Source organism: Rathayibacter sp. SD072 (genome assembly GCF_017355185.1).
Lineage (GTDB): Bacteria > Actinomycetota > Actinomycetes > Actinomycetales > Microbacteriaceae > Rathayibacter.
Window position 1 is genome coordinate 12,668 of the sequence record NZ_JADILJ010000041.1, and the last position, 20,646, is coordinate 33,313.

Genomic DNA, 20,646 nt, shown 5'->3' on the forward strand with positions numbered 1-20,646 from the left:
ACCCCTGTGAAGCTTTCTGTCATTGGTTGCGGCTACCTCGGTGCCGTCCACGCCGCCGCGATGGCCGAGCTCGGCCACGACGTCATCGGCATCGATGTGGACCAGGCGAAGATCGACGCCCTCGCCGCCGGCACCGCTCCCTTCTTCGAGCCGGGCCTGCCCGAGCTCCTGTCCGCGGGCGTCGCCTCCGGTCGACTGCGGTTCTCGACCACCACCGCCGACGCGGCCGGTGCCGCCGTGCACTTCGTCGCGGTGGGCACCCCGCAGAAGCCGGGTGAGAACGCGGCCGACATGCGCTTCGTCGACGCCGCCTTCGAGGGCCTCCTCCCGTACCTCACCCCGGACTCGATCGTGGTCGGCAAGTCGACCGTCCCGGTCGGCACCGCCGCTCGCCTCGCCGAGATGATCGCCCCGACCGGTGCGACGCTCGTCTGGAACCCGGAGTTCCTCCGCGAGGGCTTCGCCGTCCAGGACACCATCAGCCCCGACCGCCTCGTCTACGGAGTCCCGTCCACCGACGCGGGTGCCGCCGCGAAGGCCGTGCTCGACGAGGTCTACGCCACCGCGCTGGCCGCCGACACCCCCCTCGTCGTCACCGATTACGCGACCGCCGAGCTGGTGAAGGTCTCGGCCAACGCCTTCCTCGCGACGAAGATCTCGTTCATCAACGCCATCGCCGAGATCGCCGAGGTCACCGGCGCCGACGTCACGCAGCTCGCCGACGCGATCGGCCACGACGTGCGCATCGGCCGCCGCTTCCTCAACGCCGGCATCGGCTTCGGCGGCGGATGCCTCCCGAAGGACATCCGCGCCTTCTCGGCCCGGGCCGAGGAGTTGGGCGTCGGCGAGTCCGTCGCCTTCCTCAAGGAGGTCGACGCGATCAACCTGCGCCGTCGCCAGCGAGTGGTCGACCTGGTCGCCGAGGGCCTCGGCGGCTCGGTCGAGGGCAAGCGCGTCGCCGTGCTCGGTCTCGCCTTCAAGCCGGAGTCGGACGACGTCCGCGACTCGCCCTCGCTCGACGTCGCGGCCCGCCTCCACGACCTGGGCGCGACCGTGGTCGCCACCGACCCCGAGGCGATCGAGAACGCGAAGCGCCGCTACCCCGACGTCACCTACACGACCGACATCGACGAGGCCCTGCGCGGGGCCGACGCCGTCGTCGTCGTGACCGAGTGGAAGCAGTTCCGCGCGATGGACCCGTCCGTCGTGGGCGACCTCGTGGCCAACCGCTTCGTCGTCGACGGCCGCAACTGCCTCGACCCCGCCGCGTGGCGCGCCGCCGGCTGGGAGTACCGCGGCCTGGGCCGCTGACGCGGAGCACACCACCACGACGCCGGAGGGCGGAGGAGGGCCGGCGCGAGCCGGAGCCCTCCGAGCCCTCCGGCGTCGTCGTGCGTGCGGACCCTCATCGGTCCGCACTCATCCGCGGCCGTGACCGGGCGCGGGGAGATGCGCGAAGGCGAGATCCCACTCCGCCCGTCGCCGTCGCTCCCTGCGGCGCAGGAGGGCGCGCAGGAGCACCCCGAGCAGCGTTCCGAGGGCCGCGCCCATCGTGTTCATCAGGACGTCGTCGGTCCTCGCGTAGCGCGCCTCGAGGAAGAGCAGCTGCCCGGTCTCGATGACGATGCTGGTGACTGCTCCGAGCAGGACGGCGAGCCCGGCCCAGCGGGCCCGGAGGTGCAGGGCCACCAGGAGTCCGAGGGGCACGAAGAGCGCCACGTTCGCGGCGTGCTCGATCAGGTCGTAGTCGACGAACCCGAGGCCCAGGCGGTCGAGCCGGGCGAGGAGGCGCCCGAGGCAGCCTCGCAGCGCGGAGTCGACGGGGACGGGCCAGAACGCGATCGCGGCGAGCGCGCCGAGATAGGGCACGCCGACGGCGACGGTCAGACGGGTGAGGGACCGGGTCACGGTGCTCCTCTCGGAGGGGATCGCCGTGCGGCGACCGAGGACGGACGAGGGCCGGCCCCGTCGACGGTCCTCCAGTCTGCTCCGTCCTCGCCGGGCCCGGGTGCCGAAGCGCGGATCGGCGGCGCATCCGGCGGGAGTCGGCAGTCGGGACTCGGAGCGGAGCGGCGGACCGCAGCGGGATCGGCGCCCCGGGAACGACGAAGCCCGGCCGGATCATGGATCCTGGCCGGGCTTCTCACCGGTCGGGGTAGCGGGATTCGAACCCACGACCTCCTCGTCCCGAACGAGGCGCGCTACCAAGCTGCGCCACACCCCGGTGGAGTGCTCGCACCGCTGACGCGTGCGAACCTCGTCAATGATAGCCGATATTCACGGCCCGCAAGAACGGCCCGATCGGCGCGACGCGCGGCCGCGCCGGAACGGCTCGATCAGCGCGCGGCCTCGAGGGTGACGAGCGTCACCTCGGGGCGGCAGGCGAAGCGCACCGGCGCGTAGATCGACGTGCCGACCCCCGCCGAGACGTTGAGGTAGGAGCTGCGCAGGCCGTTGTCCCAGGTCGTGAAGCCGGCCACCTTGTCGCGGGGGATGTCGCAGTTGGTCACGAGGGCGCCGAAGCCCGGCACGCACACCTGCCCGCCGTGCGTGTGACCCGCGAGGATCACCTCGGCGCCGCGCGCGACGAAGTCGTCGAGCACCCGCCGGTAGGGGGCGTGCGCCACTCCGATGCTGACGTCGGCGGGTCCCTCCTCGGACGCGCGGAGCTCGTCGACGGCGCCGGCGACGAGATCGATCCGGTCCCGCGAGATGTGCGGGTCGTCGACGCCGAAGAACTCGATCCGGGTGCCGCGCACCTCGATGCTCGTGGCGGTGTTGTTGAGGTCGGTCCAGCCCAGATCGCTGAAGAAGAAGCGGGTCAGCGAGGCGGTGTCGAGATCGCTCTGGTGCGCCTGCGGGTTCTTCGAGGGTCCGCGGAAGTACCGCAGCGGGTTCTTCACCCGGGGGCCGAAGTAGTCGTTGGACCCGTGCACGAAGACTCCCGGGACCCCGGCGAAGGGCTCGAGAGCGCGTCGGATGCCGAGCACGCCGTCGCGGTGGCCGAGGTTGTCGCCCGTATCGACGACGAGGTCCGGGGCGAGCGCGGCGAGGGAGCGCAGCCACTCCTGCTTCTTCGACTGCCAGGGCGCCATGTGCAGGTCCGAGAGGTGCAGGATGCGCAGCGGCACCGAGCCCTCCGGCAGGACGGGGACGGTGATGCGGCGGACGGTGAACATCGTCCGCTCGATGCCGATCCCCCAGACCGCGGCGGCGGTGCCGGCCGCGGCGACGGTCGCGAGAGCGGTGGTCAGGGGGCGTCGGCTGCGTCCGGTCATGTGTCCTTCTCTCGAGCGTCCTGTCGCGGGGCGCGACCGCGTTCATTCTGCACGACCCCGCCGGGCGCCCGATGCGAGGGGATCAGCCTCCGGGCGTGGGCGAGGGCGTCGGCCCGGCGCTCACCCGCAGCACGATCGCGGTGCCCCGAGCGACGCGGGAGCCCGCCGGGGGGTTCGTCCCGGCGACGGACCCCGCGGGTCGATCGGAGGGCACGCGGGCCGGATCGACGGTGACGGTGAAGCCGAGCTGGCGCAGGCGCTCGGCCGCGGCGGCCGGGTTCTGACCCGTGACCTCGGGGACCGCCTCCTGCGGGACGTCGACGAGCGAGCGCTCGGGGGAGGGGAACGCGGTGCCGCCGTACTTCGCGTCGGCGACCCGCATGATCCTCGGCCAGATCTGATGACGGACCTGCCCGGCGTTCACGCCGTTCAGGCGCAGCCCCCGCATCGAGGTCTTGCCGACGACGTTGCCGACCCAGGTCGCCGTCGCGACCTCGGTGCTGGCGCCGACCATCCAGGTGTGCACCGCGTTGTCGGTGGTGCCGGTCTTGCCGATGTGCGGGATGCCGGTCCCGGTGGCCGAGGCGCGGCCGGTCCCTCCGGTCATGACCTGCTGCAGCGCGAAGTCGGCGGTGGCCGCGACCTTCTCGGACAGGCCCTGCGTGCACTCCGAAGTCGGCGGGGCGACGTCGGCGCCGGAGCGGTCGACGATCCGGTCGATGGCCACCGGCGTGCAGACGGTGCCCTTGTTCGCGAAGCCCGCGAACGCGGTCGCCATGGTCAGTGGAGCGATCTCGTTGGTGCCGAGGATCGTCGGGGCGAACTTCTGCAGCTCCGTGCCGTCGGCGCGGTGCACGCCCATCGCGAGCGCGGTGTTGCGGATGCCGCAGAGGTCGAGCTGCTCGGCCATCGCCGCGAAGCCCGTGTTGATCGAGCCCTTCGTGGCGTCCACGACCGAGTACACGCCTCCGTCGCCGCCCTCGTCGTTCTTGGGGTCCCACGACTCGCCGTAGTAGATCCCGTCGGGCTCGCAGCTGTCGCGGAAGTTCGTGTACGCCCGGCGCACGCCGTTCACGCTCTCGCCCAGCGAGCGCCCCTCCTGCAACCACTCGGCGAGCGTGAACACCTTGTAGGTCGACCCGACCTGGAAGCCCGAGGATCCGCCGTAGCCGAAGTCGGTGCTGTAGTTGACGCTCGTGTAGTTGGCGCCCGCGACGTCCGGGTCGTTGGAGTAGTCCTTGTTCTGCGTCATCGCCAGGATCCTGCCGGTGCCGACCTCGACCGAGACGCTGGAGCTGCCGATGTCGACGGACGCCATCGACTTGGGCACCCAGGCGTCCGTCGCCGAGACCGCGGCCTGCTGGAGCTCCGTGTCGAGGGTCGTCCAGATCTGGTAGCCGCCGCGCTTGAAGGTCGCGTCGCGCTCGTCCTGGCTCGCTCCGAAGGCGTCGTCGTTCTTGATCACCCAGGTGACGTAATCGCAGAAGAACGCGGCGATGCCGGCGGTCTGGCAGCCGGTGCTGGGCTCGGTGATGGACGGGGCCACCGGCGTCGCGGCCGCCTCGGCGATCTGCTCCGGCGTCGCCTTCGACTCCTTGTTCATCTGCGTGAGGATGTAGTTGCGCCGGTTGAGCGTCTCGGGGTAGCCCGCGGCGGCGGGATTGGCGGGGTCGGCCGGCCGGTCGAAGCGGAACTTCTCGGGGTTGTTGACGATCGCGACGAGCGCCGCGGACTGCGCGAGGGTCAGGTCGCGCGCGCTGACGCCGAAGTAGTAGTTCGCGGCGGCCTCGATGCCGTAGACCGTTCCTCCGAACAGCGCGATGTTGAGGTACCCGAGCAGGATGTCGTTCTTGGGGTACTGCTTCTCGAGGCCGATGGCCAGCCGCATCTCGGCGACCTTGCGCTCCGGGGTCGTCTCGGTCGCCTCCCGGTAGGCGGCGTCGCGCTCGATCGGGTCCGAGAGGGCCTCCGCCTTCTGCACGAGCACGTTCTTCACGTACTGCTGTGTGATGGAGGAGCCGCCCTGCACCCGTCCGCCGACGGCCGTCGTCGCGGCGGCGCGCACGGTGCCGAGCAGGTCGATGCCGCCGTGCTCGTAGAAGCGCGGGTCCTCGGAGGCGACGACGGCGTCCTTCACGAACGGCGAGATGTCGTCCCAGCCGACCTCGACCCGGTTCTGCGCGTAGAAGGACGCGAGCAGGACGTCCTGGCCGGCGGCGTCCTTCGCGTAGATGTTGCTCTTCTCGGCGAGGGTGCCGATCTCGAGGTACCCGGGGAGGTTGTCGAACATCTGCACGCCGTTGTTCGCGGCCATGCCGCCGAGCGCGATCGCCGGGGTGATCGACGCGGCCACCAGGACCCCCGCGATGACGCTCATCGCCACCACTCCGATCAGGCCGCCCACGGCGCCTCCGATCGACTTGACGACCCTGGTCTCGCCTGCCCCCGACATAGAATCAGCGTAGTCGCCGCGACCGCACCGGACGCGGCCGACGTCCGCCCGCACCGCCTCGCGGCGGCGCGCCCTTCACTCGAGGAGAGCCATGTCCGTTCCGCGCTGGGAGTACGTCACCACCCCGCTGATGATCCACAACACCACGGCGATCCTGAACACCTGGGGCTCCGAGGGCTGGGAGCTGGTGCAGATCGTGACCGGTCCCGAGGGCGGGCTCGTCGCCTACCTCAAGCGCCCCGTCGTCGAGGCCGGCGCGTGAGCGGGCCCTCCGTCGCGGAGCGCCTCGCCGAGCTCGGGATCGAGCTGCCCGCCGTCGCCGCCCCCGCCGGCGCGTACGTCCCCGCGGTGGTGCACGAGCACCTCGTCTTCACCGCCGGGCAGATCCCCTTCGTCGACGGCGCTCTGCCCGCGACCGGCAAGGTCGGCTCGGGCGACGGTCTCGTCGATCCCGAGGAGGCGAAGGCGCTCGCCCGCGTCTGCGCGCTCAACGCCCTCGCCGCGGTCGCCGACGCGATCGGCTCGCTCGACCGCGTCACGCGCATCGTCAAGCTCACCGGCTTCGTCGCCTCCGCCTCCGGGTTCACCGGCCAGCCCGGAGTGATCAACGGCGCGTCAGAGCTGCTCGGGGACGTCTTCGGCGAGGCCGGCCGCCACGCGCGCTCGGCCGTCGGAGTCGCGGAGCTGCCGCTCGGCGCTCCCGTCGAGGTCGAGCTGGTCGTCGCCTTCGCCTGATCCCGGCGGCGGGGCTCGGAAGGACCCGCGCCCCGCCGTCAGTCCGCGGCGACCGCGGACGAGATGACGTTCATGACCTGCGTGTCCGCGAGCGTCGTCGTGTCGCCCACGGCACGTCCCTCCGCGACGTCGCGCAGCAGTCGGCGCATGATCTTGCCCGAGCGCGTCTTGGGGAGCTCCTGCACGATCAGGATCCGCTTCGGCCGGGCGATCGCCCCGATGTGCTCGGCGACGTGCGCCTTGAGCGTCGCGACCAGCTCGTCGTGACCGCCCGCCAGGGTCTCGGCCTGGCTGGCCTTCGCGATGACGAACGCGACGACGGCCTGGCCGGTGGCCTCGTCCGCCGCGCCCACGACCGCCGCCTCGGCGACCACCGGGTGCGAGACGAGGGCCGACTCGATCTCGGCCGTCGAGAGCCGGTGACCGGAGACGTTCATCACGTCGTCCACGCGGCCCAGCAGCCAGAGATCGCCGTCGCGGTCCCGCCGCGCGCCGTCGCCGGCGAAGTAGCGGTCGCCGAACTTCGACCAGTAGGTCTCGACGTAGCGCTCCGGATCGCCCCAGATGCCGCGGAGCATCGCGGGCCAGGGCTCCGTGATCACGAGCAGGCCGCCGGAGTCCTGACCGACGGAGCGCCCGGCCTCGTCGACGACGTCGATCGAGATCCCGGGGAGCGGCACCTGCGCGGAGCCTGGCTTCAGCGTCGTCACCCCGGGCAGCGGCGAGACCATCATCGCGCCGGTCTCGGTCTGCCACCACGTGTCGACGATCGGCGTGCGGCCGCCCCCGATGACGTCGCGGTACCAGACCCACGCCTCCGGATTGATCGGCTCGCCGACCGACCCGAGCAGCCGCAGGCTCGAGAGATCGAAGCGCTGGGGGATCTGCCGACCCAGCTTCATGAACGAGCGGATGGCCGTGGGCGCCGCGTACAGGATCGTCACCCCGTACTTCTCGACGATCTCCCACCAGCGGCCCGTGTGGGGCGTGTCGGGAGTGCCCTCGTACATCACCTGGGTCGCTCCGTTGGCGAGCGGGCCGTAGACGACGTAGCTGTGGCCGGTGATCCAGCCGACGTCCGCGGTCGACCAGTAGACGTCGGTCTCGGGATGCAGGTCGAACACCGCGCGGTGCGTGTAGGCGACCTGGGTGAGGTAGCCGCCGCTGGTGTGCAGGATCCCCTTGGGCTTCCCGGTCGTGCCGCTCGTGTACAGGATGAAGAGGGGCTGCTCGGCGGGGAACGCGCGCGCCGTGTGGTCGGCGTCGACCGCGACGATCTCCTCGTGCCACCAGAGATCGCGTTCCTCCTGCCACTCGATGGAGTTGCCGCCGCGCTGCACGACGAGCACGTGCTCGACCGTGGAGGGCGAGTCCTCGCCGCCGATCGCGAGCGCCGCGTCGACCGCGGGCTTGAGCGGGAAGACCGAGCCCTTGCGCCAGCCGCCGTCGGCGGTGATGACCAGCTTCGCCTCGGCGTCGTCGATCCGCGCGCGGAGGCTCTCGGCGCTGAAGCCGCCGAAGACGACCGAGTGGACGGCTCCGATGCGGGCGACGGCGAGCATGGCGATCACCGCCTCCGGAACCATCGGGAGGTAGATCGCGACGCGGTCGCCCGCGTGGACGCCGAGGCTCGTGAGGAGGTTGGCGGCGCGCTTCACCTCGGCGGTGAGCTGCGCGTAGGTGAGGGTGCGCGTGTCGCCGGGCTCGCCCTCCCAGTGGATCGCGACGCGGTCGCCGTGGCCGGCGAGCACGTGCCGGTCGAGGCAGTTGTAGGCGACGTTGAGCTCGCCGTCGTCGAACCACTTCGCGAAGGGCGCCTCGCTCCAATCGAGGGTGCGCGTGAAGGGACGGTGCCAGTGCAGCAGCTCGCGGCTGCGGTCGGCCCAGAAGCCGAGGCGGTCGGCGGCGGCCTCGTCGTAGAGGTGCGCGGTCGCGACGGCCTGCGCGGCGAAGTCGGCGGGGGGCGGGAACCGGCGCGTCTCGTGGAGGAGGTTGTCGATGGTCTCGGAGGCCGGGGCCGCGAGGTCGTCCGGGGGAGTGGTCATCTGCGATTCGCTCCTTCGCGAGTGCACCGGCACGGCCGCTGCCGGCCGATCTCGCTCCACCGTAGCGCGCAGCGGAGACCGCGGCGGCGACTCCGATCCACGCGGCACTCGTCGGTTATCGCTGAGAGGCGCTCGAATGCGGGATCCGAGCTTGGTGATCAGGGCGTCGTGCCGTACTGTTGCATACGGCCGAATGAACTTCGGTCTCAGCGGCGCAAGTGATTCCCCCCAATCCCGCGCCGCCGAGGCGGCACCTGTTCCCCCCAATGGGTGCCGCCCCCTTCTCTTAACGCCCCGTGCAGCAGCTGCACTGCGAGGCGGGATCGCCGCTGGAGCGCTGAGCTCGCGGAACCGCGATCGCACGAGGCCGGCGTCGCGGGGCGCTCGGTCGTCCTCCCCAGCCTCGTCCGACCGGCGTGCCTCCACCGATCCGGGCCGGCCCGATCGTCCGAGCCGATCCCCGCTCTACCGTGCCGGGATGATCGCAGATTTCGTCCCGCTCGTCCCCGCTGCGTACCGGAGCGAGGCCCCGCCCGCGCCGGCGCCGCCTGCTCCGCCGCCCGTCGTCCGCCCCGGTGCCGCCGCCCTCGGGCTGCTCGCCCCCTTCGCCGCGGATCCCGCCGTGACGGACCTCTTCGTCAACGGCGGCGCCGGTCTCTGGGTCGACCGCGGGAGCGGCGCCGTGCGGGAGCCCGAGTGGACGTTCGACGCGGCGGCGGTGCGCCGCCTGGCCGTGTCCCTCGTCGCGGCGGGAGGTCGGCACGTCGACGAGGCGAGCCCCTGCGTCGATGTGCGGCTCCGGCACGGTGTCCGCGTGCACGTCGTGCTCCCGCCCGTGGCGACGGCCGGAGCGCTCATCTCGGTGCGCGTGCCGCAGTCCGCGGCCTGGAGCCTCGACGACCTGCGCTCGGCGGGGATGGTGGACGAGGGGCAGGACTCGCTGCTGCGCCGCGCGGTGGCCTCGCGGTGGAACCTGCTCGTCTCGGGGGCGGGAGGGTCCGGCAAGACCACACTGCTCCAGGCGCTGCTGGGCTGCGCACCCCCGCACGAGCGCATCGTCGCGATCGAGGACGTGGGGGAGCTCCGACCCGCGCATCCGCACGTCGTCTCGCTCGAGTCCCGCCAGCCGAACCTCGAGGGGGCGGGGGGCGTGGGCCTGGACCGGCTGGTCCGCGAGGCGCTGCGCATGCGCCCCGACCGCCTGGTGCTCGGCGAGTGCCGCGGAGCGGAGCTCCGAGAGCTGCTCTCGGCGCTGAACACCGGTCACGACGGCGGAGCCGGCACGATCCACGCCAACTCCCTCGCCGACGTGCCGGCGCGGCTGGAGGCGCTCGGCGCCCTCGCGGGGCTCGGACCGGAGGCGGTCGCCCGGCAGGCGGTGAGCGCTCTGGATCTCGTGCTGCATCTCGAGCGGGGCGACGGGCGGCGGCGGCTGTCGTCCTGGGGGTGCTTCGCGCTGGACGCGCAGGGGCGCCTGCGGATCGACGAGGGAGTGCTGCCCGCGCGCGCCCGGTCCCGGCGATGAGGCGCTCGGCGGACGGCCTGGACGAGGTCGCCGCGGTCGTGCACCGGCTCTCGGTGCTGCTGGCCGCGGGGGTGGCGCCGGCGTCCGCTCTCGGGCACCTCGCCTCGGCGGGGGAGGCGGGAGCGGCCGGGGCCGCTCGTCGCAGGAGGCTGCTCCGCGCGGTCGCGCTCGAGGCGGCGCGGGGCGGGGACGTGACGGAGGCGCTCCTGCGGGGCGTGCCCGCCTCCCGTCGCTCGGGCGAGCGGCGCCGCTCCCGGCGCGACGACGGCGAGGAGGCCGCGTGGGCGGCGCTCGCCGCGTCGTGGCGGGTGGCCGCCGACTCCGGAGCACCGGTCGCGGCGGCTCTGGCCGAACTGGCCGAGTCGATGCGCGAGTCGGGTCGGGCCCGTCGCGACATCGATGTGGCGCTGGCCGGTCCCGCGGCCACCGGCCGGGTCGTCGGGGTGCTCCCGCTCGTGGGCCTCGGCTTCGGCTCCGTGCTCGGCTTCGACGTGGTCGGCGTGCTCCTGGGCACGGCTCCGGGGCTGGTCTGCCTGGGGGCCGGGGCGGGCCTGATGGTCCTCGCGCAGCTCTGGACGCGCAGGCTCGTCCGCGGAGCCGATCCCGGCGGCGCGGCTCCGGGGCTCGCGCTGGACCTGCTCGCGGTCGCCCTCGCAGGCGGCGGCGCGATCGACCGGGCGCGAGCGCAGGTGCTCGCGGCGCTCGCCGAGTGCGGTCTCGCGTCCGACGCCCGGGCTCTCGAGGGGGCCGACGCGATCCTCGCGCTCTCCAGCGGTGCGGGGGTGCCGGCGGGTCGTCTGCTGCGCAGCGAGGCGACGCTCGTGCGCCTGCGCACGGCGGGTCTCGCCCGCGAGCGGGCGGCGCGGCTCGGAGTGATGCTGATGCTGCCGCTGGGGGTCTGCGTGCTGCCCGCGTTCCTCCTCCTGGGCGTGGCTCCGATGATCGTGTCGGTGCTGCTGTCGACCTTCGCGGCCACGTCGTGACGGCGCTCCTCCCCAACCGCGGTCCGGGCGACCTCTGCACGGATCGCGACGGGCTCGTCCGCGGTGCCGGAGCGGCTCGGCGATGCTCGTCCCGGGGCACGGCACAGGGGGCGGGACGGAGCAGCGGAGATGAACGGGTACGACGGACGAGGCCTGCGGGGCGGCGCGACGGCGGGGTGGAGCGGCTGGGGAGCGCGACTGGCCGACGAGGAGGGATCGGCGACCGCGGAGTACGCGATCGCGACGATGGCCGCGGTCGGCTTCGCGGGGCTGCTGGTCGTGATCCTCAAGGGCGACGAGGTCAGGGGCATCCTGACCGACCTGGTCACCCGCGCCCTGACATCGGGCGGGTGAGCGGCTGGACGCGGCGCCTCGTGCGGTGCGCCGCGCAGGAGGAGGGCTCGGCGAGCGCGGAGCTCGCCGTCGTCCTGCCCGCGGTGGTCGTCGTGCTCGCGCTCTGCTTGGGTTCGGTCGCGGCGTCCGCCCAGTACGTGCGGTTGGTGGACGCGGCGGCCGACAGCGCCCGGTCCTCGGCCCGGGGCGACGACCCGGCCCCTCCGGTGGGTCGCGTCGATCCGCGGGCCGAGGTGGGGGTCTCGACGGAGGGCGGTCTGGTCTGCGTCGAGGTGGCGGCCCGGCTCCGGCCCCTGCCCGTTCTCGAGGTGCCGGTCGCGATCCGCTCGTGCGCTCTGGGGAGCGGAGGGTGACCGGCCGCTGGGGAGGCCCGGTGCGGGTGCGCGCACCGGAGGACGGCTCGGCCGCCACGGCGGCGATCGGAGTGGTGGCGGGCACGATCCTCGTGACCGCGGCGGTACTCGCCGGGTGCGGCGCGCTGGTCGGGCATCAGCGCGCGGTCGCGGCGGCCGACGGCGCGGCGCTCGCCGCGGCCGACGTCGCGTCGGGACTCCTGCCGGGGGAGCCGTGCGGCGCGGCCGACCGGGTGGCCCGGGCGGGTGCGGCGCAGGTCTCGGAGTGCGCAGTGGACGAGGGAGTCGCGACCGTCGAGGTCGTGGTGTCCGTCGGGCCGGTCGTGCTGCCGGCGCGCTCCCGGGCCGGGCCGCCGCCGTGACGCGGCGGCCCCGGCGGCGGATCAGTCGGAGCTGAGCCGCTGGTACCGGTAGGCGGCGGCGGTCGGCAGGGATCCGGCGCCCTCGTCGTGCTCGAGGGACCCGGCGAGCAGGTAGATCCAGCGGGAGCCGTTCCGGCCGGTCGGGATCTCGAGGCGAGCGGCAGGAGCCTGCTCGTCGCCGTACGGCCGTCGGAGGGTCTTGCCTTCGAGCGGTCCGTCGGTGAGCTTCGCGGTGTACGCGGAGAGGGCGGGAGTAGTAGGAGTCAGCGTCGTTGCCATGCACCACATCATGCGCCGATCCGGGCGCCGCGTCACCAGGAGAGGGCCTTCCGGTCGGTCGGCGTTCGGCGCGCTCAGGGTTCGCTCTCAGCCTCATCCGGCCCCCGACCGGGCCTCCGTCCCCGGACTCGGTGTGTATGGTGTGCCTGTCGGGCGCCTGCAGCCCACGTGAACGGATGACCGTTCCCCGTGCGGTCGCCGCGCACCGCCTCCCCCTGGACGGGGACCCGTCGGACACCCTGTTCGTCCGACCCGACAGCATCAACCGAGGAGAACTGTGTCCGGCACGAAGAAGCTGGTGATCGTCGAGTCGCCGGCGAAGGCCAAGACCATCGCCCAGTACCTGGGCGACGGGTACGAGGTGCTCGCCTCCGTCGGCCACATCCGCGACCTCATCGAGCCCAAGAACCTCCCGCCCGAGCTCAAGAAGGGCCCGCTGGGCAAGTTCTCGGTCGACGTCGACAACGGCTTCGAGCCCTACTACGTCGTGTCGGACCAGAAGAAGAAGACCGTCGCCGACCTCAAGCGCGCGCTGAAGAACGCCGACGAGCTCTTCCTCGCGACGGATGAGGACCGCGAGGGCGAGGCCATCGCGTGGCACCTCCTCGAGGAGCTCAAGCCCAAGGTCCCCGTGCACCGCATGGTCTTCCACGAGATCACCAAGGACGCGATCCAGAAGGCCAGCCAGAACACCCGCGACATCGACACCTCCCTCGTCGACGCGCAGGAGACCCGCCGGATCCTCGACCGCCTCTACGGCTACGAGATCTCGCCCGTGCTCTGGCGCAAGGTCGGACCCGGGCTCTCGGCCGGACGCGTGCAGTCCGCCGCCACCCGCCTCGTCGTCGACCGCGAGCGCGAGCGTCTCGCCTTCGTCTCGGCGAGCTACTGGGACCTCGCGACGGTCCTCGCTCCCCAGTCCGACGCCTCGGCGGGCTTCGACGCCCGACTGGCGCGCCTGGACGGCAAGCGCATCGGAAGCGGCCGCGATTTCGACGACCGCGGAGAGCTCAAGAGCGACGTCACCGTGCTCGACGAGACCAGCGCCACCGCTCTGGCCACCGCGTTGCGCGATCCGGCGACGCTCGTGCGCGTCACGAACCTCGAGTCCAAGCCCTACTCGCGCCGGCCCGCCGCTCCGTTCACCACGTCGACGCTCCAGCAGGAGGCGGCGCGCAAGCTCCGCTTCTCGGCTCGCCAGACCATGAGCGTGGCGCAGTCGCTGTACGAGAACGGCTTCATCACCTACATGAGGACCGACTCGCCCAACCTGTCGCAGCAGGCGATCACCGCGGCGCGCTCGCAGGCGACCGCGCTCTACGGCGCCGAGACCGTGCCCGACAAGCCGCGCCTCTACTCCGGCAAGAACAAGAACGCACAGGAGGCGCACGAGGCGATCCGGCCCGCCGGCGAGACCTTCCGCACCCCCGACCAGCTCGCGGGCACCCTCCGCGGCAACGACCACCGCCTCTACGACCTGATCTGGAAGCGCACCGTCGCCTCGCAGATGGCCGACGCCAAGGGCTCGACCGCCACCGTCACTCTCGAGGCCAACCCGGCCGGCGACACGGCCCGCAGCGCGGAGTTCACCGCGTCCGGCACGGTCATCACCTTCCGCGGCTTCCTGCTCGCCTACGAGGAGGGCCGCGACGAGGAGCGCCACGGCGCCCGCGACGAGAAGGACGCCAAGCTGCCCGTGCTCGAGGTCGGCCAGTCCCTGGTCGTCGCCGAGGTCGAGGCGAAGGGCCACGAGACCTCGCCGCCCCCGCGCTACACGGAGGCGAGCCTCGTCAAGTCGCTCGAAGAGCTGGGGATCGGGCGCCCCTCGACCTACGCGTCGATCATCTCGACCATCGTCGACCGCGGCTACGTCACTCCGCGCGGCACGGCCCTCGTGCCGAACTGGATCGCGTTCTCGGTGGTCCGCCTGCTCGAGGACTTCTTCTCGGACCTCGTCGAGTACGACTTCACCGCCGAGATGGAGGGCGACCTCGACCGCATCGCCGGCGGCGAGGAGGACCGGGTCGACTGGCTGAACCGCTTCTACTTCGGCGGCGGTGCGCACCCCGGACTCCGCAACGTCGTCGACAACCTCGGCGAGATCGACGCGAAGAGCATCAACTCCATCCGCATCACCGATGACATCACGCTGCGGATCGGCAAGTACGGCCCGTACCTCGAGGTCGCCGAGGAGGAGGGTCAGGAGACGCCGCGCCGGGTCAACCTGCCGCTCGAGCTCGCTCCCGACGAGCTCACGCCGGCCAAAGCGCAGGAGCTCATCGACGCCCCGGTCCAGACCGACCGGGTGCTCGGCAGCAACCCCGAAAGCAGCAAGACCGTCGTCGTGAAGGACGGGCGCTTCGGCCCGTACGTCACCGAGGTCGACCCCGAGCCCGAGACGACCGCGGACCCGGCGACGGGCGAGGTCGTCGAGCCCGCGCCGGCCAAGCGGGGAGCGAAGAAGCCCGCGGTCGTGAAGCCGCGCACCTCCTCCCTCTTCAAGTCGATGGACGTCGCGTCGATCGACCTGGCGACCGCGCTCCGGCTGCTCGACCTCCCGCGCACAGTGGGCGAGGACCCCGAGACGGGCGAGCCGATCACGGCTCAGAACGGCCGCTACGGCCCCTACCTCAAGAAGGGCACCGACAGCCGGTCGCTCACGAGCGAGGACCAGATCTTCGAGGTCGATCTGCCGACCGCGCTGGAGGTGTTCGCGCAGCCCAAGTACGGAGCGAAGCGGGCGTCGAGCGCTCTGAAGGAGTTCGAGGCGGACCCGGTCAGCGGCAAGCCGATCCGGATCCGCGACGGCCGCTTCGGCGCCTACGTCACCGACGGCGAGACGAACGTCACGATCCCCAAGGGCCAGACGATCGAGGAGATCGACTTCGAGCAGGCCGTGCAGATGCTCGCCGACAAGCGCGCCAAGGGACCGGTCAAGAAGGCCCCGGCGAAGCGCGCTCCGGCCAAGAAGCCGGCGGCGAAGACGACAGCTGCGAAGACCACTGCGGCGAAGACCACTGCGGCGAAGACCACTGCGGCGAAGACGACGGCTGCCACGAAGACCGCTGCCAAGACGACGGCTGCGAAGACGACGGCTGCCAAGACGACCGCCGCGAAGACCACTGCGGCCAAGTCCACCACCGCGCGCAAGCCGGCCGCGAAGAAGCCCGCGGCCGCGTCGGAGGCGACGGGCGCGACGGAGTGACCGGGCTGTTCGTCACCCTCGAGGGCGGGGACGGCGCCGGCAAGACCACGCAGGCCCGGCTGCTCGAGGAGTGGCTGGGCTCGCGGGGCGAGACCGTCGTGCGCACGCGCGAGCCGGGCGGCACCGAGGTGGGGGTGCAGATCCGCGAGATCGTCCTGCACCATCGCGGCGAGATCGACCCGCGCGCCGAGGCCCTGCTCTACGCGGCTGACCGCGCCCAGCACATCGGCACCCTGGTGCGACCGGCCATCGAGCGCGGCGAGGTGGTGGTCCAGGACCGCTACATCGACTCCTCCGTCGCCTACCAGGGCGCCGGGCGCGTGCTCGACGCGGGCGAGGTGAGACGCCTCTCGGAGTGGGCGACGCACGACTTCCGCCCCGATCTGACCGTGCTGCTCGATCTCGATCCAGCGGTGGCCCGTTCGCGGCTCGACGCCGCTCGCACCCGGTTCGACCGGCTCGAGGCGGAGAAGGCCGAGTTCCACGAGCGCGTGCGGAGCGGCTTCCTCGCGATCGCTGACTCCGACCCCGAGCGCTTCCTCGTGCTCGACGCGACCCTGCCCGTCGAAGAGCTCGCGGCCGCGGTGCGCTCCCGCGTCGAGGAGCTCCTCGAGCGCCGGCGCTCCGACGGCGGCGGCCCTGTCGGTGCTCGCGGGTAGCGTGGTCCCGTGAACGTCTGGAGCCAGCTCGTCGGTCAGGAGCACGCCATCGGCGCCCTCCGCGACGCCTCGACGCCGCGCACCGCCTCGGGCGACGAGTCGGCGTCCATGACGCACTCGTGGCTGATCACCGGGCCCCCCGGCTCCGGCCGGTCGAACCTCGCCTACGCGTTCGCCTCCGCGCTGCTGTGCCGGAACGGGGGCTGCGGCGAGTGCCCCGACTGCCGCCAGGTGGCCGCGCGCTCGCACCCCGACCTGTCGGTGCTCGCGACCGAGCGCGTGATCATCTCGATCGAGGAGGTGCGCAAGCTCGTCTCGAGCTCGCAGTACTCGCCGTCCGTCTCGCGGTACCGCGTGATGGTGATCGAGGACGCCGACCGGATGAGCGAGCGCACGTCCAACGTGCTCCTGAAGGCGCTCGAGGAGCCGCCGGAGCGCACCGTCTGGATCCTCTGCGCTCCCAGCGAGGCAGATCTCCTGCCCACCATCCGCTCCCGTGTGCGCTCCGTCCGCCTGCGCGTGCCGAGCGTGGAGGACGTCGCCGGGCTGCTCGAGCGGCGCGACGGAGTCGACGCGCAGACCGCGGAGCGCGCCGCGCGCCAGGCGCAGAGCCACATCGGCATGGCGCACCGCCTCGCCACCGACGCGAACGCGCGCGAGCGGCGCGAGGAGACCCTCCGCATCGCTCTGCGCCTGCGCGGGGTCTCCGACGCCGTCCTCGGGGCGGCCCGCCTCATCGAGGTCGCCACGGAGGACGCGAAGGCGATCACGCTCGAGCGCGACGAGGTCGAGCGCGCGCAGGCGCTCCGCTCGCTCGGGGTGGAGCCGGGGGGCACGATCCCGCCGCAGCTGCGGTCGCAGCTGCGCGCCCTCGAGGAGGACCAGAAGCGCCGCGCCACCCGCAGCCTGCGCGACGGGCTCGACCGGATCCTCGTCGACCTGCTCTCGCTCTACCGCGATGTCGTCCGGCTCCAGCTCGGCGCCCCCGGCGGCGTCATCAACGAGGAGGTCCGCGCCGAGATGACCGCGCTCGCCGAGTCCACCCGTCCCGAGCGCACACTCGCCGTGCTCGAGGCCGTCTCGACCGCGCGCCAGCGGATCGACGCCAACGTGTCGCCCGTCCTCGCCCTCGAGGCGATGCTCGTCGTCGCCGCACGCCGCCCGGTGGCCGCGTGACGCGCGCCCGCCGCGCCCTCGGCGTCTCCGCGGTGCTCGCGACGACCGCGCTGCTCGCCGGCTGCTTCGCGCCGGGCCCCGCGGAGACGACGTCCACTCCCGCTCCGCAGTCGGTCGACGCCGCTCTCGAGCCGTACTACGGGCAGGTCCTCGTCTGGGACGACTGCGGCGACGACGCGCAGTGCACCGAGGCGACCGTGCCGCTCGACTGGGACGACCCGACGGGGGAGACCGCGTCGATCGCACTGGTCCGCCACCCCGCCGAGCAGCAGCCGGCGCTCGGCTCGCTGCTCGTGAATCCCGGCGGCCCGGGCGCCTCGGGCGTCGACTTCATCCGGGACAGCGTCGATTACGCGGTCGACGACGAGCTCGCCGCCCGGTACGACGTCGTGGGCTTCGATCCGCGCGGCGTCGGCGCCTCCACCGCCGTCTCGTGCCTCGACGACGCCGGCCTCGACTCCTACCTGTACGACATCACGCCGGGGGAGCGCGGCAGCGACGAGTGGATCGCGGCGCAGCGGACCGCCGCCGCGGCGTTCGCCGACGCCTGCGCCCAGCGCAGTGGCGCGCTCCTCGGCGAGGTCGGGACGCCGAACGCCGCGCGCGACCTCGATGTGCTCCGCGCCGCTCTCGGCGACGAGTCGTTGAACTACCTGGGCTACTCCTACGGGACGTTCCTCGGAGCGACGTACGCGGGACTCTTCCCCGACCGCGTGGGGCGTCTCGTGCTCGACGGGGCGATCGATCCGGCCGCGACGTCGCTCGACGTCGTGCGCGAGCAGGCGAAGGGCTTCGAGAGCGCCCTGCGCGCCTACCTCGCCGACTGCCTCGGCACCGCGGCCTGCCCGTTCACGGGCTCGGTCGAGGACGGGATGGCGCAGGTCCGGGCGATGCTGGAGCGCGTTGACGCGTCGCCCATCCGCGCGGCCGACGGGCGCGTCCTCGGCTCCAGCACCCTCTTCACCGCGATCGTCTACCCGCTCTACGACTCGGGGGCGTGGGGCGCACTGAGCGAGATGCTGGCGGAGGTGCGGAAGGGCGCGGCGGAGACCGCGTTCCAGTACGCGGACGCCTACAACGGACGCGATGCCGACGGCGGCTACCGGGACAACGCGACCGAGGCGTTCCTCGCGATCAACTGCGTCGACTACTCCTACACGGGTGACACCGCCGTGATGCGGGCCGACGCCGCCGCCCTCGAGGAGGCGGCTCCCACGATCGGGCGCTACATGGCCTACGGCGACATCCTCTGCAGCGAGTGGCCGGCGGCCTTCGAGGGCTCCCGCGCGCCCATCGCGGCGGAGGGCTCCGCGCCGATCCTGGTCGTCGGCACCACCAACGATCCCGCCACGCCCTACGTCTGGGCCGAGGCACTTGCCGGGCAGTTGGCCGAGGGCCGGCTCCTCACCTACACCGGCGAGGGGCACACCGCCTACAACAAGTCGAACGCGTGCGTGAACGACACGGTCGACGCCTACCTGCTCGAGGGCGTCGTGCCGGAGGAGGATCCGCAGTGCTGAACGAGACCGGCGCCCCGGGCGCCCGCCCCGGCCTCCGCGAGCGCAAGCGGCTCGCCACCCGACGGGCGATCGAGATGGCCGTGCTCCGCCTGGCCACCGAGCGCGGCCCCGACCGCGTGACGATCGAGGACGTCTCGCGGCAGGCCGATGTCTCGACCCGGACCTTCTTCAACTACTTCGCCTCGAAGGAGGACGCCCTCGTCGGCGGTCTCCCCGTGATCACCGACGACACCGCCGCCGACTTCCTCCGGGGAGACGGCCCGGTGCTCGAGGCGCTGCAGAGCGTCTTCGTCGCCGCCGTAGAGGAGCCGATGGAGGACGACCGCGAGCTGCACCTGCTCCGGCGCGAGCTGTTCCGCGAGCACCCGCAGCTCGTCGGTCTCAAGATCGCGGGGATGCGCGACTTCGAGATCGCGGTGGAGGAGCTCGTGGCGGACCGCCTCTCGCGCACCGAGCCCGATGTCGAACGCGCGCGCAGCCGCGCCCGTATGCTCACCCTCGTCGGACTCGCCGCGATGCGGCACGCCTGGGCGGGTTGGGCGGACCAGGACGGACGCGAGGCCCTCGCCGGCCGTGTGGCCGCGTCCTTCGAGGAGCTCCGCGCCGTCCTCGCGTGAGGGGGTGGGCCGTGCCGGCCGTCGTGTTCACGACCGGGCTCGGCAGCGGGTATGCTGTGTACTCGTGTCCGGGGCTCAGGCCCCTGTTCACGCCGCCTTAGCTCAGTCGGCAGAGCGTCTCACTCGTAATGAGAAGGTCGTGGGTTCGATTCCCACAGGCGGCTCCACATTGCACCTGCAGGTACAGCCAGGAGTGCAGCCGGTCGCACGATCCCGCTGATCCGGCTTCCAGGAGCCGCTCGCGAGCCGCGACTACCATGTCGTGGATGACCGAGCCGAGACCGACCGACGCCGCCCGCCGACGGCCGTGGCTGCTCGCCGTGTCCGGTGCCGTCGTCGCCGTGCTGCTGGGGACGGGCGCGGTCGCCGTCGGAGCGGCGATCGGCGGTGACGCGCCCCGGGTGGCCGCCACCTCGACCCCGTCATCGACCGCGACCGCCGCCCCGACCGCCACTCCCACTCCCTCCGCCCGGCCGACCGCCGCGGAGATCACGTCCGCCCTGCGCACCTGCTCCGTCGCCGACGCGGCGGCCGACCCGCGGCTCGGGTCGATGCAGGCGCGCGTCGTCGACGCGGCGACCGGCCAGGTGCTGTTCGACCGCGGAGGACTCACTCCCTCGCGCACCGCGAGCGCCCTCAAGATCCTGACCGCCGCCTCCGCTCTGGCGGTGCTCGGACCCGACACGCGCATCGCCACGACCGTGGTGCGCGGGGAGGCGCCCGGCTCCGTCGTGCTCGTCGGCGGCGGCGACCTCACCCTCAGCCGCCTGCCGAGCGGGCAGGAGTCGTTCTACCCGGGAGCGGCGCACCTCGACGACCTCGCAGCGCAGGTCGGGAGCGCATGGGCGGCCGACCCCGCGACGGCCGGCGCTCCGATCACCTCGCTGGTCCTGGACTCCTCCCTCTTCACCGGCGACACCTGGCAGCCGTCGTGGAACCGCAAGGAGCAGACGCAGGGCTACATGCCCGAGATCACGGCGCTGCAGGTCGACGGAGACCGCGCCGATCCGACCGCGTCCACCTCGGTCCGCGGCACGGACCCGATCGGGCGGGCGGGTTCCGCGTTCGCCGGCGAGCTGCCCGGATCGCCGACCGTCAGCACG

At 72.9% G+C, this 20,646-nt stretch carries 19 protein-coding genes and 2 tRNA genes; 15 read left to right on the forward strand and 6 right to left on the reverse strand.

Features of this window, described 5'->3' with window-relative positions; genetic code table 11:
* Positions 1 to 6 precede the first annotated feature (6 nt).
* Complete coding sequence (locus tag IOC53_RS14635; protein ID WP_207406819.1) at positions 7 to 1,311, forward strand: UDP-glucose/GDP-mannose dehydrogenase family protein; 1,305 nt, start codon at positions 7 to 9, stop codon at positions 1,309 to 1,311.
* A 108-nt stretch (positions 1,312 to 1,419) separates the two neighbouring features.
* On the opposite strand, the gene IOC53_RS19015 is transcribed toward IOC53_RS14635, so the two are convergent.
* From IOC53_RS19015 to IOC53_RS14655, 4 genes are all read right to left on the reverse strand, one after another.
* Positions 1,420 to 1,908, reverse strand: coding sequence for a VanZ family protein (locus IOC53_RS19015; RefSeq protein ID WP_207406822.1), 489 nt, complete (start codon positions 1,906 to 1,908; stop codon positions 1,420 to 1,422).
* Between the two features lie 242 nt (positions 1,909 to 2,150).
* Positions 2,151 to 2,224 (reverse strand) — tRNA-Pro (locus IOC53_RS14645).
* 112 nt (positions 2,225 to 2,336) lie between these two features.
* Positions 2,337 to 3,278 carry a metallophosphoesterase gene (locus IOC53_RS14650; RefSeq protein WP_207406824.1) on the reverse strand — a complete coding sequence of 314 codons (942 nt, stop codon included), beginning with the start codon at positions 3,276 to 3,278 and terminating at the stop codon, positions 2,337 to 2,339.
* Between the two features lie 82 nt (positions 3,279 to 3,360).
* Positions 3,361 to 5,730: a transglycosylase domain-containing protein gene (locus IOC53_RS14655; RefSeq protein WP_207406826.1), complete on the reverse strand. Its 2,370-nt coding sequence runs from the start codon at positions 5,728 to 5,730 to the stop codon at positions 3,361 to 3,363.
* Between the two features lie 91 nt (positions 5,731 to 5,821).
* On the opposite strand from IOC53_RS14655, the gene IOC53_RS14660 reads away from it, so the two are divergent.
* Together IOC53_RS14660 and IOC53_RS14665 are read left to right on the forward strand one after the other, a co-directional pair.
* Positions 5,822 to 5,992 (forward strand): hypothetical protein, encoded by a 171-nt coding sequence (locus IOC53_RS14660; protein WP_194609517.1) that lies wholly within the window; start codon positions 5,822 to 5,824, stop codon positions 5,990 to 5,992.
* A complete protein-coding gene (locus IOC53_RS14665) occupies positions 5,989 to 6,465 on the forward strand; it encodes a RidA family protein (RefSeq protein ID WP_207406829.1) in 477 nt (158 codons plus the stop codon). Before IOC53_RS14660 ends, IOC53_RS14665 begins: the two co-directional genes overlap by 4 nt.
* Positions 6,466 to 6,503: 38 nt before the next feature.
* Here the strand turns inward: IOC53_RS14665 and acs are convergent, their stop codons facing one another.
* Entirely contained in the window at positions 6,504 to 8,510 is a 2,007-nt protein-coding gene (gene acs / locus IOC53_RS14670; protein WP_207406831.1) for an acetate--CoA ligase, read from the reverse strand.
* 478 nt (positions 8,511 to 8,988) lie between these two features.
* Between acs and IOC53_RS14675 the strand changes: the two genes are divergently transcribed.
* From IOC53_RS14675 to IOC53_RS14695, 5 genes are all read left to right on the forward strand, one after another.
* The gene (locus IOC53_RS14675) at positions 8,989 to 10,035 is read left to right on the forward strand and encodes a TadA family conjugal transfer-associated ATPase (protein WP_207406833.1); all 1,047 of its coding nucleotides are present in this window, start codon (positions 8,989 to 8,991) and stop codon (positions 10,033 to 10,035) included.
* Positions 10,032 to 11,018 (forward strand): type II secretion system F family protein, encoded by a 987-nt coding sequence (locus IOC53_RS14680; RefSeq protein WP_207406836.1) that lies wholly within the window; start codon positions 10,032 to 10,034, stop codon positions 11,016 to 11,018. The genes IOC53_RS14675 and IOC53_RS14680 overlap by 4 nt, the downstream gene beginning before the upstream one ends.
* 129 nt (positions 11,019 to 11,147) lie before the next feature.
* The gene (locus IOC53_RS14685) at positions 11,148 to 11,372 is read left to right on the forward strand and encodes a DUF4244 domain-containing protein (protein WP_207406837.1); all 225 of its coding nucleotides are present in this window, start codon (positions 11,148 to 11,150) and stop codon (positions 11,370 to 11,372) included.
* Entirely contained in the window at positions 11,369 to 11,725 is a 357-nt protein-coding gene (locus IOC53_RS14690) for a TadE family type IV pilus minor pilin (RefSeq protein WP_307786211.1), read from the forward strand. The genes IOC53_RS14685 and IOC53_RS14690 overlap by 4 nt, the downstream gene beginning before the upstream one ends.
* Positions 11,722 to 12,087, forward strand: coding sequence for an Rv3654c family TadE-like protein (locus IOC53_RS14695; protein ID WP_207406838.1), 366 nt, complete (start codon positions 11,722 to 11,724; stop codon positions 12,085 to 12,087). The genes IOC53_RS14690 and IOC53_RS14695 overlap by 4 nt, the downstream gene beginning before the upstream one ends.
* A gap of 21 nt (positions 12,088 to 12,108) precedes the next feature.
* On the opposite strand, the gene IOC53_RS14700 is transcribed toward IOC53_RS14695, so the two are convergent.
* The gene (locus IOC53_RS14700) at positions 12,109 to 12,366 is read right to left on the reverse strand and encodes a hypothetical protein (RefSeq protein WP_207406839.1); all 258 of its coding nucleotides are present in this window, start codon (positions 12,364 to 12,366) and stop codon (positions 12,109 to 12,111) included.
* Between the two features lie 277 nt (positions 12,367 to 12,643).
* Here IOC53_RS14700 and topA point away from each other — a divergent pair, with 277 nt between their 5' ends.
* From topA to IOC53_RS14735, 7 genes are all read left to right on the forward strand, one after another.
* A complete protein-coding gene (gene topA / locus IOC53_RS14705; RefSeq protein WP_207406840.1) occupies positions 12,644 to 15,571 on the forward strand; it encodes a type I DNA topoisomerase in 2,928 nt (975 codons plus the stop codon).
* Complete coding sequence (gene tmk / locus IOC53_RS14710; RefSeq protein WP_207406841.1) at positions 15,568 to 16,230, forward strand: dTMP kinase; 663 nt, start codon at positions 15,568 to 15,570, stop codon at positions 16,228 to 16,230. Before topA ends, tmk begins: the two co-directional genes overlap by 4 nt.
* 9 nt (positions 16,231 to 16,239) lie before the next feature.
* Positions 16,240 to 17,406, forward strand: coding sequence for a DNA polymerase III subunit delta' (locus IOC53_RS14715; protein ID WP_207406842.1), 1,167 nt, complete (start codon positions 16,240 to 16,242; stop codon positions 17,404 to 17,406).
* Positions 17,403 to 18,926, forward strand: coding sequence for an alpha/beta hydrolase (locus IOC53_RS14720; protein WP_207406843.1), 1,524 nt, complete (start codon positions 17,403 to 17,405; stop codon positions 18,924 to 18,926). The genes IOC53_RS14715 and IOC53_RS14720 overlap by 4 nt, the downstream gene beginning before the upstream one ends.
* On the forward strand, positions 18,920 to 19,543 hold the full coding sequence (locus IOC53_RS14725; RefSeq protein ID WP_207406845.1) for a TetR/AcrR family transcriptional regulator: 624 nt from the start codon (positions 18,920 to 18,922) through the stop codon (positions 19,541 to 19,543). The genes IOC53_RS14720 and IOC53_RS14725 overlap by 7 nt, the downstream gene beginning before the upstream one ends.
* A gap of 91 nt (positions 19,544 to 19,634) precedes the next feature.
* Positions 19,635 to 19,710 (forward strand) — tRNA-Thr (locus tag IOC53_RS14730).
* 99 nt (positions 19,711 to 19,809) lie between these two features.
* The coding region (locus IOC53_RS14735; RefSeq protein ID WP_207406847.1) for a D-alanyl-D-alanine carboxypeptidase at positions 19,810 to 20,646 on the forward strand (837 nt) is incomplete at its 3' end.